At 39.1% G+C, this 15,648-nt stretch carries 12 protein-coding genes; 9 read left to right on the top strand and 3 right to left on the bottom strand.

The window, feature by feature from the left end; all coding sequences use genetic code 11:
• Positions 1–145: 145 nt before the first annotated feature.
• Entirely contained in the window at positions 146–1,888 is a 1,743-nt protein-coding gene (locus FXF36_RS03085) for a hypothetical protein (protein WP_151622417.1), read from the bottom strand.
• A 103-nt stretch (positions 1,889–1,991) separates the two neighbouring features.
• Entirely contained in the window at positions 1,992–4,571 is a 2,580-nt protein-coding gene (locus tag FXF36_RS16490; RefSeq protein WP_202880054.1) for a hypothetical protein, read from the bottom strand.
• 309 nt (positions 4,572–4,880) lie between these two features.
• On the opposite strand from FXF36_RS16490, the gene rfbB reads away from it, so the two are divergent.
• The 7 genes from rfbB (at position 4,881) to FXF36_RS03045 (ending at position 12,914) form a co-directional block, all read left to right on the top strand.
• Entirely contained in the window at positions 4,881–5,966 is a 1,086-nt protein-coding gene (rfbB, locus tag FXF36_RS03075) for a dTDP-glucose 4,6-dehydratase (RefSeq protein WP_151622416.1), read from the top strand.
• Between the two features lie 217 nt (positions 5,967–6,183).
• The gene (locus FXF36_RS03070; RefSeq protein WP_151622415.1) at positions 6,184–6,897 is read left to right on the top strand and encodes a Wzz/FepE/Etk N-terminal domain-containing protein; all 714 of its coding nucleotides are present in this window, start codon (positions 6,184–6,186) and stop codon (positions 6,895–6,897) included.
• 8 nt (positions 6,898–6,905) lie between these two features.
• On the top strand, positions 6,906–7,616 hold the full coding sequence (locus FXF36_RS03065; protein ID WP_151622414.1) for a CpsD/CapB family tyrosine-protein kinase: 711 nt from the start codon (positions 6,906–6,908) through the stop codon (positions 7,614–7,616).
• Positions 7,617–7,634: 18 nt separating this feature from the next.
• Positions 7,635–8,579 (top strand): COG1361 family protein, encoded by a 945-nt coding sequence (locus FXF36_RS03060; RefSeq protein ID WP_151622413.1) that lies wholly within the window; start codon positions 7,635–7,637, stop codon positions 8,577–8,579.
• A gap of 31 nt (positions 8,580–8,610) precedes the next feature.
• Positions 8,611–9,741, top strand: coding sequence for a glycosyltransferase family 4 protein (locus FXF36_RS03055; RefSeq protein ID WP_151622412.1), 1,131 nt, complete (start codon positions 8,611–8,613; stop codon positions 9,739–9,741).
• 5 nt (positions 9,742–9,746) lie between these two features.
• Positions 9,747–11,861, top strand: a complete 2,115-nt coding sequence (locus tag FXF36_RS03050) for a glycosyltransferase (RefSeq protein WP_151622411.1) — start codon at positions 9,747–9,749, stop codon at positions 11,859–11,861.
• A gap of 3 nt (positions 11,862–11,864) precedes the next feature.
• Positions 11,865–12,914 (top strand): glycosyltransferase family 2 protein, encoded by a 1,050-nt coding sequence (locus FXF36_RS03045; protein ID WP_151622410.1) that lies wholly within the window; start codon positions 11,865–11,867, stop codon positions 12,912–12,914.
• A gap of 40 nt (positions 12,915–12,954) precedes the next feature.
• Here the strand turns inward: FXF36_RS03045 and FXF36_RS03040 are convergent, their stop codons facing one another.
• Positions 12,955–13,893 carry a glycosyltransferase family 2 protein gene (locus FXF36_RS03040; RefSeq protein ID WP_167511267.1) on the bottom strand — a complete coding sequence of 313 codons (939 nt, stop codon included), beginning with the start codon at positions 13,891–13,893 and terminating at the stop codon, positions 12,955–12,957.
• A 48-nt stretch (positions 13,894–13,941) separates the two neighbouring features.
• On the opposite strand from FXF36_RS03040, the gene FXF36_RS03035 reads away from it, so the two are divergent.
• Entirely contained in the window at positions 13,942–14,688 is a 747-nt protein-coding gene (locus FXF36_RS03035) for a glycosyltransferase family 32 protein (protein ID WP_151622408.1), read from the top strand.
• Between the two features lie 6 nt (positions 14,689–14,694).
• On the top strand, positions 14,695–15,642 hold the full coding sequence (locus FXF36_RS03030) for a glycosyltransferase family 2 protein (RefSeq protein WP_167511266.1): 948 nt from the start codon (positions 14,695–14,697) through the stop codon (positions 15,640–15,642).
• Positions 15,643–15,648: the final 6 nt, after the last annotated feature.

Genomic DNA, 15,648 nt, shown 5'->3' with positions numbered 1-15,648 from the left:
CTGCGGGCGCGGCTAAATTTTAGAAAGGTACGGATGGTTTACCGTTTACTGTTGTTGATTGTTTACAAAAAGAGTTTATATATAAAAATGCACCAGGCAATAATTGCTTGGTGCATTTTTATTGGATTGAGCATATATGTCGAGACTATTCAGCTGGATAGAAGTAACCACTATAGGCTTTACGACTTAGATGTTGAGCTGATGTATTCACATCTACGGTATTGGTTTCATCGAAATTGCAAACTACAGCTCGTGAATTAGTCAGATTAACGATGTTCCTAATTACGTAATCGTTTGTAAGTGATTTAAATGAACATTTTTCAACGTTTAATGTCCATGCTTCTTGTTGGTTATTAATAACATAGATATAACAATTTATATCTCCGTCTCCAGGAACCATCGAATTTGGGTCCAGATTGTTATTGATAAAAGAACAGTTCTTTACATTAATATCGGTAAGTTCAGTAGGTTTGACTTTATAGAAATATAATAATTTTTTCGTGCCTATATTTGATTGGAATGAACATTCATTAAATAATACCTTTTCAAACTGTGCACTATTTATTCCTACTATACCATCAGATTGGTGTACAGCACTCTTAAAACTGCAATTATTAAATTCAACATGTTTGAAGACACCCGTTCCACCTGTCGTCCAAAGACCCACTGCTTCGTCAGAATTTGTATTTGTGAAGCTTGAATTATTAACAATTACAGAATCAACAATCTGTTCATTGTCTCCCATGTACCAAAAACAACCGCCAATTCGGTGAGTTGTAGTGTTTTCTGTACAACTGTAATTATCAAATCGTGAATTCTCTATGCGAATATTATTTGTTAAGCCATCTCTAAACCAAAGTAAATCAGCTTTTGCAAAACATCCGTCCTTTTGAGCGGGTCTGGCGGTAAAAGTACAATTGTAAATATTGCAATTTTCACAGCCTGCTACAGCTAGAAGAATTGCTTCACCTTGTGTTAGTACAGAATTTTTATTGATTTCATATAAAAAGTTGATATTTTTAATAGTAAGATTTTGTGGAACATTATTCCAATCTTTGGAATCTAATCTGACAATTCGGTATGTTTTTTGTGTAAAATTAGGATCTACAGCCCAAGTGGTTGAAGATGAACCTGTGTAAGTAAATCCGCCTAATTTTATAGGGCTAGAAAGATAGTAGGTACCATTATTAAATCTATATTCAGTTACATTTGAGTTTAATGCTTTCTCTAATTTGTAAAACTGTGGAGCCATATCCTGATTAGGGAAAATACCCATAGATGCAACATTGATTATACCATTTGCAATTTGAATATTAGCATATAGACCATTATTAAGTTTTATAGAAAGATTAGGGTGATTATATAGTGGTATGATAGATATTTGATAGAGTGCACCACCGAAATCTCCCTCAGATTGATAATAATATGTCTTTGCAAATTGGCCTTCTTGAAGAGCTGCTCTTTTCATTGCTGCTATATTTGTGAAAGAGGCAATGTTGTTGGGACTAGAATCGGTATTAGATGTTATATAACCTAAAACAGAAAATTGTCCATTGTTTTCTTCAATTGAATTCCATACAACTGTAAAACCATTAGGTAAGTAGTTAGTATAGTCTGGAAATGATAGAATAAAATTTTTGACTAATTCTATATTATTTGTGATTTCATTGGAGGTATTAATTAATCCATCACCAACACAAGTTATACTACCAGATTCAGGATTTTCTACATAAAACATAGCCTCTATTTTGTGAGATGATAGAGGAGTCATTGGGTCAAATATTTGGTGAGTGCTTCTGCTGGCAATAAGCCAGCAAAAGCAAATAAGTCCACAAACAAATATAGCTGAGAGTATTTTTATTCTAGTAAAAAATGATTTTGAGTCCATTTAAATACCTCCTTATTTGTATTTTATGATTCGAATATTGTTAAGAAAATATTACGGGTGTGATCAAGGGCTCGACATAATATCGTAACACATTGTAACATAATTACAGCCAAAATCTAAATAGTTTCTTGATAAAAGTTACTATCTGCTTTAATACACTTTGCTGCTCAGTAGATTTCTTTTCAGGAGCAAATGTTGGTGTTGGGCTAGGCGTAGGTTCTTGGGTAAGTTTTGGAGTAGGAGTAGGTGTAGCAGCAAGATGCGGCGTTGGTGAAGGCTTCACCAAAGTCGGCTCTGGGGTAGGTGTAGGGGATGGAGTAGGAACAGGTGCTTCTGCTGCAACGGATCCAACAACTGGTTCCTCTGTTCCAGATTGATTTTGAATCTCAGTATGCTCATCTTGCTTAGTTTCAACTACTGGTTCTGTCGCCTGAGCAGTAGTAGGTGTAGGCTTCGGAGTTGGAGTAGGTGTAGGCTTCGGAGTCGGAGTAGGTGTAGGCTTCGGAGTCGGAGTAGGTGTAGGTTTCGGAGTCGGAGTAGGTGTAGGTTTCGGAGTCGGAGTAGGTGTAGGTTTCGGAGTCGGAGTAGGTGTAGGTTTCGGAGTCGGAGTAGGTGTAGGTTTCGGAGTCGGAGTAGGTGTAGGCTTCGGAGTCGGAGTAGGTGTAGGTTTCGGAGTCGGAGTAGGTGTAGGCTTCGGAGTCGGAGTAGGTGTAGGCTTCGGAGTCGGAGTAGGTGTAGGCTTCGGAGTCGGAGTAGGTGTAGGCTTCGGAGTCGGAGTAGGTGTAGGCTTCGGAGTCGGAGTAGGTGTAGGCTTCGGAGTCGGAGTAGGTGTAGGCTTCGGAGTCGGAGTAGGTGTAGGCTTCGGAGTCGGAGTAGGTGTAGGCTTCGGAGTCGGAGTAGGTGTAGGCTTCGGAGTCGGAGTAGGTGTAGGCTTCGGAGTCGGAGTAGGTGTAGGCTTCGGAGTCGGAGTAGGTGTAGGCTTCGGAGTCGGAGTAGGTGTAGGCTTCGGAGTCGGAGTAGGTGTAGGCTTCGGAGTCGGAGTAGGTGTAGGCTTCGGAGTCGGAGTAGGTGTAGGCTTCGGAGTCGGAGTAGGTGTAGGCTTCGGAGTCGGAGTAGGTGTAGGCTTCGGAGTCGGAGTAGGTGTAGGCTTCGGAGTCGGAGTAGGTGTAGGCTTCGGAGTCGGAGTAGGTGTAGGCTTCGGAGTCGGAGTAGGTGTAGGACTCGGAGTTGGAGTAGGTGTAGGACTCGGAGCCGGAGTAGGTGTAGGTGTAGATGTAGGGGTAACCTCTGGAGTTGTTGACTTCTCGTCGTTTTGAGTATTGTTATTTTCGTCTTCTAAATCTGTAATGGTCGGGTTGTCTACGATTTCAACAAGTTCCTCTTCAAATTGTTCGGCTTCATCAAATACCGGAACTACTTCCATAGGTTCTTCGACTACAGGTCTATCAATTATTGGTTCATCCTCGATAGGTTCTTCAATCACAGGAACTTCTGCTTCTAGAGTAAGCTCTTCTTGTACTGGGAAGAATGCCTCCTTAACAACCTCAATGATATTCATTGAAGGATCGCGTAACTCGATAGAAATATCCTGAAGACCCTCTGCCAATGTATCTGATTCGATAGAATAATGAACGGATTCATCGGTGGTGCTTCTTATATATATCGAGCGGATTCCATAATTACCTGATGCAAAATCTTCAGAAACATCTGGGCTTGCGTACCAGTTTCCATCCGACATATTGACAAATTCTTCGATGCGAGAGTCAAAATATTTGCCTTGAGCCAGACCTACGTTGATATAGTTGTTTTCACTGTAGTTTGCAAAACAAATCTGAGCATAAGCAATGTCATAATCCTTCTGATAAATACTTAGGCATATTATTGGATTCTCGTCACCTATAACACAGGTTTGATTTGTGATTGAGACGGAAATTGATGGCTCGAACTCTTTGTGCTCAACATAACCGCAAAGAGTACATTTACCGTCTTCGTCTAAGGTACATTCCTGAACTTCTTCATAATCGCAATCGATTTCTTCGTATATTGCTTCAGTATCTTCATCACTTGATTCGTCTGATTCTGATGAAACTTTTCTGCGGATTTTAGCAACGCACTTTACGGTGTGAGTGCCATCTTCATTGCTGATATAGACAAGTTCGTGCTCATGTTCAAGCTCTTCTTCGTCCTCATCTTCTTCATCAGTTTCATCTTCATCTTCTTTATCATCTTCGTCGTCTTCATCTTTGCCATCTTCATCTTTTTCATTTTCATCATCGAAATCTGTCTCTGATTTATCGCCTGTGGTATTCTCGCCTTTTTTATCAATATCAGTGGAATCTGTATCATCAGAAACATCTTTATTGTCATCATCTTCAGTTATTTCATTATTGGGATTTGATGCATCCGTGCTAGATGGAGAGAGTTCCTGAGATATATCGTCCGTGATATTGTCAGTATTCTGTTGTTCATTTTCTTGACCGTCACTTGGTGCTGGGGTTGCTTCATTATCTGCATTGACAGACGGTGCAGATTGAAGTGTTGGTTCAGGTTCGGCCGGTACTACTTCAGCCGGAGCCTCAATTTGAGCAGGTGCTTCGTCCGTTGACGGCTGTTCAGTCGCACGCGCGTAGATTGGAACTAATGACAACGTGGCAACCAAAAGTATGGAAATAAATTTCTTCATATATCACAACAGCTCCTTTCGGGGAAATTTGTCACCATAGTTGGAGTGTAGAAAAAGTTTATGAATATAATGTGTTGCAACAGACAAAAGAAAGTGAAAATGATATAACAAAATTGTTAGATAACCACTTTCTGTAATGGAATGGGGAATTATACTCTGCCATTGTTATAGATGGGTGGTAGCAGGATTTGTGTAACGGAGTGGTGTATTCTGCTATTAGTAAAAAAAAGTGGAAATAATAATAAAAGACGTATATAATATACGAAGATTTTTGTGATTATAAATCTTTGGAGGAGAAAAGAAAACAATATGAGAACATATTTAGTTACAGGTGGAGCTGGGTTCATTGGCTCAAACTACATTCACTACATGTTTAAGAAGTATGACAACGAGATTCGTATCATCAACGTTGACAAGCTTACATACGCAGGTAACCTTGAGAACCTTAAGGATATCGAGGATCGTGACAACTATACATTCGTAAAGGCAGATATTTGCGACAAGGAAGCTATCAGAAAGATTTTCCAGGAGAACGATATTGACCGTGTTGTTCACTTTGCAGCAGAGTCACACGTTGACCGCTCTATCGTAAACCCAGAGGTTTTCGTTCAGACAAATGTACTTGGTACAGCTGTAATGCTCAACTGTGCTAAGGAAGCTTGGGAGCTCGAAGATGGCTCATTCAAGGAAGGAAAGAAGTTCCTCCATGTTTCTACTGATGAGGTTTATGGATCACTTCCAGATGATGACAATGCATTCTTCTACGAGACAACACCATATGATCCACATTCACCATACTCAGCATCAAAGGCTAGCTCAGACATGCTTGTAAAGGCTTACATGGATACATATAAGTTCCCTGCAAACATTACAAACTGCTCTAACAACTATGGCCCTTACCAGTTCCCAGAGAAGCTCATTCCACTTATCATCAACAATGCGCTTCAGGGCAAGGATCTTCCAGTATACGGTGATGGAAAGAACGTACGTGACTGGCTCTTCGTAGAGGATCACGCAAAGGGAATCGATATGGTCCAGGAGCAGGGTAAGCTTTTCGAGACATACAATATTGGTGGTCACAATGAGAAGCAGAACATCCAGATTATCCACATCATCCTTGATACACTTCAGGAGATGCTACCAGATGGAGACCCACGCAAGGAGCTCGTTTCAGAGAAACTTATCAAGTACGTAACAGACCGTAAGGGTCACGACAGACGTTACGCTATCGCTCCAGACAAGATCAAGGCTGAGATTGGCTGGTATCCAGAGACATGCTTCGAGGAAGGCATCAAGAAGACAATCGCTTGGTTCTTCGAGCATGAGGATTGGATGAAGAATGTTACTTCTGGAGATTACCAGAAGTACTATTCAGATATGTATTCAAACAAGTAATTATAGAAATAGAATCAAATTTAATACGCAAATTTATAGCCGCAGAGTTTTCTGCGGCTATATTTGTGTATTATTTGTGAAAATAAACAAAAATAGAAATTTGTTTCTTGAGATAATTCTTTCTTTTATCAATATACTTTAGTTGACTGAAATGTTATAATTTTTAACATTGCGGTAGATATATTTAAAACTATATAGCAAGAAAGGGTATTTTGAAATGTATAAAAATGAATTAGAGATTGATGTGGGAAGGTGCTTATCAGCATTACTTAAAAAGAAAAAGTTCATCGGAATCATCACAGTTCTGATGTTTATTGTGGGTGTAGGTCTTACACTTAACGTTGGAGAGGATATGTATTCTGCCACGGCTACAGTTTATGCAGCAGCAGACGGCTCTATTAATGATACGACAGCAGCAGTCACAGCTATGAATGCTTACCTTAATGTTGCAAATTCATACAAGGTTTGCCAGAGAGCTGCACTCATCATTGGTCGTAGTGATGTTACAGCTGCAGACGTTCAGGGCTCAGTTAGCGTTAGCTCTTCAGCTAATAAATCATCTTCGAGCACTATTTCAAACTTCATGAATAGCTCTGCTACAATTATTTCATTTACTACATACACAGCAGATCCAGCTCTTTCAATGGAGATGGCTGATGCTATGGCTCAGTCATATGCGATTGAGATGGCTGATATTTTGAAAACAGACGCTGTTAAGACTCTTGATACAGCATATTCATACAGATTGGCAAAGAATGCTAAGATTCAGGCTTGGAAGAAGAGAGTAGAGTTCCTTGCAGGAGGTTTCGTTTTAGCATGCCTCGTTGTTGTACTTTGTGAGATTTTCGACAGAAAGGTTCGTACAGTTCGCGAAGCTTCAATCAGAGAGGAACTTCCTGTAATCGGAATTATTCCAGATTATAAGGAGTAGGAGGTGCAATGATGAAAAGGTTAGAGATTTACAGAAACGACAATTATGTATTAAATGATGCCTTCGACCAGGCGGTTATGAATCTTCATATTTTGAAAAAGCAGAATGGTTACAAGAGCTTTCTCATCTGTGGCTGTGAAGCTGGTAATGGTACAACTACTGTTGCAATCAACCTTGCTGCAGCACTTGCAAGCTCTGGTTGGAAGACGGTTCTTATTGACGGTGATATGAGAAAGAAGAATCGATATAAGAGATTGAATGAGAATGTTTCTGAGGGCCTTTCTGATTACCTTATGGATAGAGTTTCTCTTGATCAGGTTATTTGTGAGACAACTACAGAGAATCTTTCATATATCCCATGTGGTGAGCTTATCGATAATCCTGTTCGCCTACTTTGCTCTAACAAGATGAATGTTGCTAGAAACGAGCTAGCTGATACATACGATTTTATCATTTATGATATGCCTGCTATCAACGCAGCAATGGATGCAAAGGTTATCGCTGTAAATGTTGATGCAACTATTCTTGTTTCAGCAATCGGCGACACTACAAAGCGTGGCCTTGTTGATGCGGCTAATGCTCTTACTGAAGTTAAGGCAAATCTTATTGGAACAATTGTTAACAAGCTTGAAATGGATGAGTACGTTGCGTCAAATGCAGATTATGATTACTTCCAGAACGAGCGTTATGCAAAGAAATTAAGCAAGAAGAACAAGTAGGAGGCAGAGAAGAAAGTTATGAAATCATTTATTAGAAAAATTACAGTTTGCCTCTTTGCAGTTGTTTGCTTGGGTGTAAATTTCGGTATTGTGGCAAATGCTACTGAGGTGGAGGCACCACAGCCTGAGACCTCGCAGGAAGCGGTATCCTCTGTAGAGGGATCGCAGATTGCTATCATCGAAATTGAAGGTTATACAATTGATGGTGGAATGATTGAGGCTGGTAAGGAAATTACTGTAAACTTCAAGTTGCACAATACAGCTACTGATATGGCTGCTCGTAGCGTATTGATGACTATGTCAAATTCTACTGGTGCGATATATCCAGTATATGGAAATGACAACCAGGTTTACGTTGGAAATATTGGCGCAGGAAAGACAAAAGAGGTTTCAGTTCCTCTTACAATTGGTTCAAACTTCACTGGTAATGCAGTTGATCTCAGCTGCAATTTTGAATATGAGACAGCAGATGCTAGAATGACTAACACAGCTACAATTGTAATACCTACTTCTGGTGGAAGTACAATCGGTGTTAAGTCAATCGATGTTACTACACATGCTATTGTAAATGGTAAGTCGCTACTCAGCTTTAACTATGTAAACCAGAGCTCATCAAATATTACTGATGCAGAGCTTGTTATCGATGGAAATGTCTCATCAAACAGCAAGCGAATCAAGCTTGATACAGTTTATGCTGGCAAAAGCTATACACAGGATTATTATGTAATCTTCACAGAGCCTGGTGATCAGGAGGTTAATGTTTCGCTTACATACACAGACACAGATGGAGAGACAGTTTTAACCGACTTAGGTACTTTTAGTGTTACAGTTAGCAAGGACAACAATGTAGAAGCAGTTGATGATTCATTAAGTCTAATTCTTAGATGGGTTGGCTTGGGCATCGCTGGAGTAGTGGGAATTATTGCAGTTGTTGTAATTGCTTTGTATATTAAGAAGAGATAGTTTTTGTTATTTGGTTTTAGGGAGAAATACAATGAAAATCGCAATGATTGGCCATAAGCGAATACCATCGCGTGAGGGTGGAATTGAAATTGTTGTTGAAGAGTTGGCAACAAAAATGGTAGAAGAGGGACACGATGTCTATGTTTACAATAGGGCCGGACATCATGTTTCTGGAGCAGAAAATGATGTTCAGGTTGGAAAGATGTATAAGGGAATACATATCATCACAGTACCTACTTCGGAAAAAAAGAGTCTTAACGCTACTATCTATTCGATTTTGGCTACGCTTCATGCAGTTTTTCATCATTATGATGTTATACATTTTCATGCTTCCGGCCCATGCGCAATGATTTGGTTACCACATCTTCTTGGTATTCGAACAGTTGCTACCATTCATGGTATTGATAGCCAGAGAGCTAAATGGGGTGGTTTCGCTACCAAGTATCTTGAGTTTGGCGAAAAATGTGCTGCGAAGTATGCTGATGAGCTTATTGTTTTATCAGAGGGTAATAAGAAATTTTTCAAGGATACTTATGGTCGTGAGGCTACACTGATTCCAAATGGGATTGGAAAGCCTGAGATTCTTGAGGCAGAAGAAATCACTCAACAGTTTGGTCTTAAGAAGGATGAATACATTCTTTTCCTTGCACGTATAGTTCCAGAGAAGGGGCTTCATTATTTGATAAAGGCCTACAAGCAGATTCACACTGATAAAAAGCTTGTTATTGTTGGTGGCACAAGCCACAGTAATGATTATGTTTCAAAAATTAAACGTGCTGCCCGAGAGGATGAGCGCATTATGCTTCTTGGTTTTCAGCAGGGTAAGGTTCTTGAGGAGCTTTACTCAAATGCTTATCTCTATGTACTTCCTAGTGATGTGGAGGGAATGCCGATTTCTCTTCTCGAAGCAATGAGCTATGGAAACTGTTGTCTTGTTAGTGATATTAATGAGACAGCTGGAGTTGTTGCTGATAAGGGAATTACATTTAAGAAAGGGGATGTGGAGGACCTTAAGCAGAAGCTTATCGAACTTCTTGATGATCAGAAGGAGGTCCGTTCCTACAAAGAACAGGCTGCGGAATATGTCCTCAGCAAATACAATTGGGATGACGTGGTTTCACGTACAATCAATTTGTATAAATGTGGACTTAAAGCCTTTTAGTGGTTATGAGAAAACTAGCAATTATAGCACCATGCATACTTCCAGTGCCCGCCTCTAAAGGCGGGGCTGTGGAGGAGCTTATTACGTGCATCATCGATCAAAATGAAATATCCCAAAGCTTTGCAATTGATTTATATACAATTGCGGACTTTTCTTGTTCAAATAACTATTCTTTTACAAATATTATTCCAATAGAGTTAAACAGTTTTACAGCGAAGATTGATAGGGTTAGCGATAAGTTTTATCGCACTTTTAGTGAAGGTATAAGCGCGAAACGTTTGTATGATAAGTCTATTATTAAGGCATTTATGGAACATTGGGAACCGGAAGATTCTTATTATGCCGTTATAGTTGAAAATCAAATGTCAACTACGGCAGAGCTTTTGAAAGCAACTGCTGGTGTAAGGGATTTTCCTATTTATTTTCACATGCACAATGATGTGGATGTATACCGTTCGCCAGATTACATCAGGATGCTTACAGCTGCGGGAGTTCAATTTATTGCTGTAAGCAATTATATTAAAAAACAGATTCGCAAATACGATAATAATGCAGTTGTTGAAGTGCTTTACAATGGCATCGATTTTGATGCTTACAAACAGACTACTCGAACAGCTGATGAAAATGTAAAGTTTCTCTATGCGGGAAGGATAATTCCTGACAAGGGGGTCCTGGAACTTGTAAAGGCGTTTAATCTATTCTTAGAGCAGTCACCTTCGGAAGTCGCTGATAGAGCTACCTTGGATATCATTGGATTCTCTGAAAAGCTGATTCCTTACGAGAAAAAAGTCTTAGAAGAAATAAAGAAGAATCCATCTCGAATTTCTTGCCAAAAGAGGCTATCAACTAGTGAGATGGCTTTACGCTATAACGAGTATGATGCAGTAATTATGCCTACAATAGCAGAAGAACCATTTGGACTTGTTGCATTGGAGACTATAGCAAAGGGGATTCCACTTATTACAACCAATTCTGGAGCAATACCAGAAGTGGTAGGAGATGGGGCTCTTATTGTAGATAAGAATAGCGATATAATCCACAATTTGTCTAAAGCGATATGCGAATTTTCCACAAATATTAACTATCGTATAGAAACTGGCAAAAAAGGCTATAATAAGGCAAGAAATGATATAGAGTTTAACATCAATAGCTATTATGATAGATTAGTACGGATTATATCATCAAATAAGTATATCTGTGTATCAAAGGTATCGGTGATAGTTCCAGCTTTTAATGTGGAAAAATATTTGAAAAGATGCATTGAGTCGTTAATAAATCAGACACATAGCAATTTGGAGATTATTATTGTGGATGATGGCTCTACAGATTACACAGGACAGCTTTGCGACAACTATGCTGCAATGGATTCCAGAATCACGGTAGTTCATCAGGAGAACAAAGGGCTTTCGGCCGCTAGAAATGCAGCTCTTGATAGGGTGACAGGGGATTATATTTTCTTTGTGGATAGCGATGATTACATTGAATCGAGTGCTATCTCTGAAATGCTTGAGCAGGCAACTCAAAGTAATTCAGATGTGGTTGCGTGCGGATTCTCGCACGTATTTGATGATAAACCAGAGATACTTTTTACCAGTACTGAGCCAGGATTTTTCAGTGGAAGAGAAAGTGTCATTCAAATGATGCGTAACAATAATGTTTGTACAGTGGCCTGGAGCAAGTTATACAAGTCAAATCTTTGGGACAATATAAGATTCCCAGAGGGACATGTTCACGAAGATGAGGCTACGATATACAAGGTACTTTATAAAGCAAAGCTTGTTCGGTACATGCCAAATAGTCTGTACAAATACTATCAGCGCGAAAACAGTGTTATGAATGCAGGACTCAAAGGAAGATGTGCTGACTTTCTTAGTGCCATAGAAGAGCGCATTTCTTTTTTTAAAGAGCAGGGCGACAGGCAGTTGGTTGAACACAGCGTTATTTCGTTGCTGGAATATATTAAATACATTTATAGAAATGCGGAGGCCTCCGATGATGAAGCTACTAAAGTTTCCATGGAAGCCAAATATAGAAATATCATAGGGGAATATGGAGCACCAGGGATTGCTGGTGCGAAGAAAAAAATAGCTCTGTTACTTTGGAACTATTTTAAGTACTAGATTATGAACGATGTTTTACTGTCGGTAGTTATACCGGTTTACAATGCAAGTGAATATTTGGAAGAATGTCTCACGGCAGTATGTAACCAGACCTATAGGAATCTGGAAATTATTTTGGTGGACGATGGTTCCAAGGACAATTCTTTGGCAATCTGTAAGAAGTTTGCAATGAATGATTCCAGAATAAAGATTCTGACACACCCGAACAAGGGCGTGTCAGCAACACGAAATGACGGAATCGAGGCTGCTACTGGAGAATATATTTTTTTCTGTGATGCTGACGATTACCCGGAAGAGGATTTAGCAGATAATTATGTTAATGCCATTGAACGCTGGGGGAAGAAAAAGTACAGCTTCATTGTTTGCGGTATGTTTTTTGACAACAAGCTGAATAAGAATGTTAAGGATAAAAAAAATATTCTTGAGATTGCCCATGGTTATGTTGAGGGTGAGAATTATTTAATGTCTCGAAGCTCAGCGGCAGTTTTATCTTGGTTGAAATTATTCAACTTCGTTACCAACAAATGCTATGACTTGAAATTGATTAGAGAGAATAATATTCGATTCGATGAAAGCATTAATATTGGTGAAGATTTGAAGTTTAATTTGGACTATCTTGATCATTCACCAGGATACATAGGGATGATTAATCTTGCTTTATATCATTATGTAAAACGAAGGGATGACAGCCTTTCAATCTCTTATCACATAAGTGATTTGGAGGATACTAAAGTTATCTATAGGCGATTTATTGATTGGGAGTCAAAGCAGGATGGAGTTAACGATGATAATATTCTTGTATTAAAAGGAATATTTGTCAATGACTGGGTTAGTCGTCTAACAGCCTATTACGAGGAATATGGAGGTAGATCAGCTTCGAAGCTTGTCCGAAGGAAGTTACAAACTGAACTTAGAAGCAGAGAATTCCAGACATTGCTAAAGGAAATTCGAAAGGGGCAGAAGATAAGTCGATTTAGGTATCTGTGCCTTAGAACGGGTAACTTTGAAGTTTTCTATTTCTTTAGAGGAATTTATCAGATAATGAAGGGATAATGAAAAAGGCTAGCTTTCAAGGCTAGCCATTATTTCAGGGTTACTTCATAAAATAGCTATAAAGAATTGGAGCATATTTGAAAGCTAGAGATTGTTTACAAGAGCTACTAGCATTTCGCGGGAAAGATTTTAACTCCCGTTGTAAATTTCGTATATGCGATAATATAGCTTTATTTTTTTTATTGCCAGTTCTATAGTTTTTCAGCAGACAGTACATATTATAGTGGAGAATAGAAGTATAGCTCTCATCCACGTAATCAAATGGTGCAAGCTTTTTGATTTCATCAAATGCAGGTTTGTATTTAAATACACCATTATTAAAAACATTCAGGCTGTTTGTGACAGAATAATCATTTTGCACATAATGATAAAGTGGCGCTTGTACACAGACAAATTTTAAATTTGGATTTTGGGTTAGCAAATCCGTTTGAAATAGTAGGTCCTCACATAGTGAGATATCTGAGCGAAAGGCGTTATCTTTAATAAGTTCTGCTTTGAAGAGCCTAGTGAAAAGAAAACCACGGATGTTATCATCAGTGAACATTGCCTTTAGTAATTCATCGGAGCTAAGGAAATCGTCGACATCTGGCGTATATTCGGTTGAAATCCCATCCTTTTCGGTGAAATAGCCGCAGATGCACCCGCTCACATCTCCAGTCAATGCGGCTTGCATTTGCTCATACATAGTTTTTTCGATATAATCATCAGCATCTAGGAAGCTAATCCAGGAAGATGTGGCATATCTGATTCCAAGATTTCTTGCAGCAGATACGCCAGCATGATTTTGTCTGATGTATTTAATAAATGGATAGCGAGCAGAATAATCCCTCGCGATTGATGGAGATGAATCATCAGAACCATCATCAATTAGCAGGATTTCATCAGGAATTACGAAACCACTTAATATGCTTTCAAGCATTGTGGCAATGGTTCCATCGCTATTAAAAAATGGGATAATTGTAGTAATTGGTTTATTCATACTTAGATTATACAGGTGTTTATACGTCATAGCAACACGGGGAGAATCATGAGTTATACATCAATTCCAAAGAAAATACATTATTTCTGGTTCGGAGGGAAACCAAAATCAGCTCGTATTGAGCGCTATATTGAGACGTGGAAAGCAAAGTGTCCAGATTTTGAGATTATCGAATGGAACGAAAGCAACTACGACATACACAAGCATCCTTTTATGGAAAGGGCATACAAGGACGGAAAATGGGCATTTGTTACTGACTACGCCCGTTTGGATGTATTGGCGCAGTATGGTGGCATCTATCTGGATACAGATGTTGAAGTGTTAAAAGATTTGTCACCACTTTGTGAGCATAAAGCATTTATGGGATTTGAAAGAGAGGACTTGGTCGCAGATGGCTTGGGGTTTGGAGGAGTTCCACATTTTCCAATTTTCGAAGAGATGCGTCATTGCTATGACGATTTGGAAGAATATATTGAAAGTCCCAAACTCAGGACAAAAGTCCTTGTGGAGCATGGTCTGAAGTTGGATGGCACACGTCAGCAGGTGGCTGGAATGGAGATTTATCCAATCGAAGCTTTTTGCCCGAAGAATTGGGCTACAGGAGCAATTAGATGCACTGAGGCAACCTATTCAATCCATCATTTTGAGGCTAGTTGGCATGAAAAAGGTGCGAAAAAGTATTTGTGCTTGAGAAGGATACTGAATAGGATTTTTGGTGAAAAACGAGGGGCAAACATTTTTGATGCTACCATCGTTTTAAAAGATAAATTAAAATTTTTGATAAAAAGGGAATGATGCATTTTGGAAAATAAATTAGTTTCTGTTATTGTGCCAGTATACAATGTGGAAAGTTTTTTGGAGCATTGTGTTACATCTTTACTGGAGCAGACCTACAGCAATATAGAGATTATTTTGATAGATGATGGCTCTACGGATTCTAGTGGTGAGATGTGTGATCAGTGGTATGAGAAGGACGCACGTATCAAGGTGGCTCATCAGCGTAACCAGGGCCTTTCTGCAGCGAGAAATACAGGTCTAGATATGGCGAAGGGCGAATATATATGTTTCGTTGATTCGGATGACTTCGTGACAAAGGAGCACATACATCTTTTAGTTGCAGCCATAGAAAAGACTGGTTCAGATTTTGCATTTTGTGATTTCGCATCGTCGAAATTGGCAGAGTCATCAGAGAAAATTACTAGTGCGCTGCTTATGACATCGGAGAAATGCAAGGCATGGCTTACCAATCCCATTTCAAGGGAATATGTCTTGATGGTAAGCTCCTGCAACAAGCTGTACAAGAGAGATTTTTTTAAGGATTATCGTTTTGAATTTGGAAAATTTCACGAGGATGAGTTCCTTGTAAATAGATTGGTATTTAATACTACAAAGGCTGTTTACTTGCCAGTGAAGAGTTATGTATACCGCAATAATGATGAGAGTATAACAGGAAAGGAAAACGCAGGACATCTGAATCATCTTCATGCAATTGATGCTTATGAGAAGCGCGTCAAGCTAGCTCTTGAAAATGGAGATGAAGACTTTGCTGAGATTACTTTCAAGTGGGCACTTTTGAAATTAGCTAAGTTTTACAAAGACGGAAGTGAGCCAATGAAGAAGAAGTCAATGTCGATGTACATTAGACTGTTTGATACTTATGCAGAGGATTTGTTTGAAGAAAAGAAGTATTTGAAATACATGACTTTTAAAAAGTCACCTGCTATTTTTTGCAAGTTTTTTAGGATTTAGTTTTGG

It is taken from the genome of Pseudobutyrivibrio xylanivorans, assembly GCF_008935055.1.
Taxonomy (GTDB): Bacteria; Bacillota; Clostridia; order Lachnospirales; family Lachnospiraceae; genus Pseudobutyrivibrio; species Pseudobutyrivibrio xylanivorans_A.
This window is presented reverse-complemented; position numbering and strand designations above follow the sequence as displayed.

Excerpts from the sequence above, each read along its gene's own strand:
- FXF36_RS03085 (WP_151622417.1), bottom strand. The coding sequence starts at position 1,888 with ATGGACTCAAAATCATTTTTTACTAGAATAAAAATACTCTCAGCTATA.
- FXF36_RS16490 (WP_202880054.1), bottom strand. The coding sequence starts at position 4,571 with ATGAAGAAATTTATTTCCATACTTTTGGTTGCCACGTTGTCATTAGTT.
- rfbB (WP_151622416.1), top strand. The coding sequence starts at position 4,881 with ATGAGAACATATTTAGTTACAGGTGGAGCTGGGTTCATTGGCTCAAAC.
- FXF36_RS03070 (WP_151622415.1), top strand. The coding sequence starts at position 6,184 with ATGTATAAAAATGAATTAGAGATTGATGTGGGAAGGTGCTTATCAGCA.
- FXF36_RS03065 (WP_151622414.1), top strand. The coding sequence starts at position 6,906 with ATGATGAAAAGGTTAGAGATTTACAGAAACGACAATTATGTATTAAAT.
- FXF36_RS03060 (WP_151622413.1), top strand. The coding sequence starts at position 7,635 with ATGAAATCATTTATTAGAAAAATTACAGTTTGCCTCTTTGCAGTTGTT.
- FXF36_RS03055 (WP_151622412.1), top strand. The coding sequence starts at position 8,611 with ATGAAAATCGCAATGATTGGCCATAAGCGAATACCATCGCGTGAGGGT.
- FXF36_RS03050 (WP_151622411.1), top strand. The coding sequence starts at position 9,747 with ATGAGAAAACTAGCAATTATAGCACCATGCATACTTCCAGTGCCCGCC.
- FXF36_RS03045 (WP_151622410.1), top strand. The coding sequence starts at position 11,865 with ATGAACGATGTTTTACTGTCGGTAGTTATACCGGTTTACAATGCAAGT.
- FXF36_RS03040 (WP_167511267.1), bottom strand. The coding sequence starts at position 13,893 with ATGAATAAACCAATTACTACAATTATCCCATTTTTTAATAGCGATGGA.
- FXF36_RS03035 (WP_151622408.1), top strand. The coding sequence starts at position 13,942 with ATGAGTTATACATCAATTCCAAAGAAAATACATTATTTCTGGTTCGGA.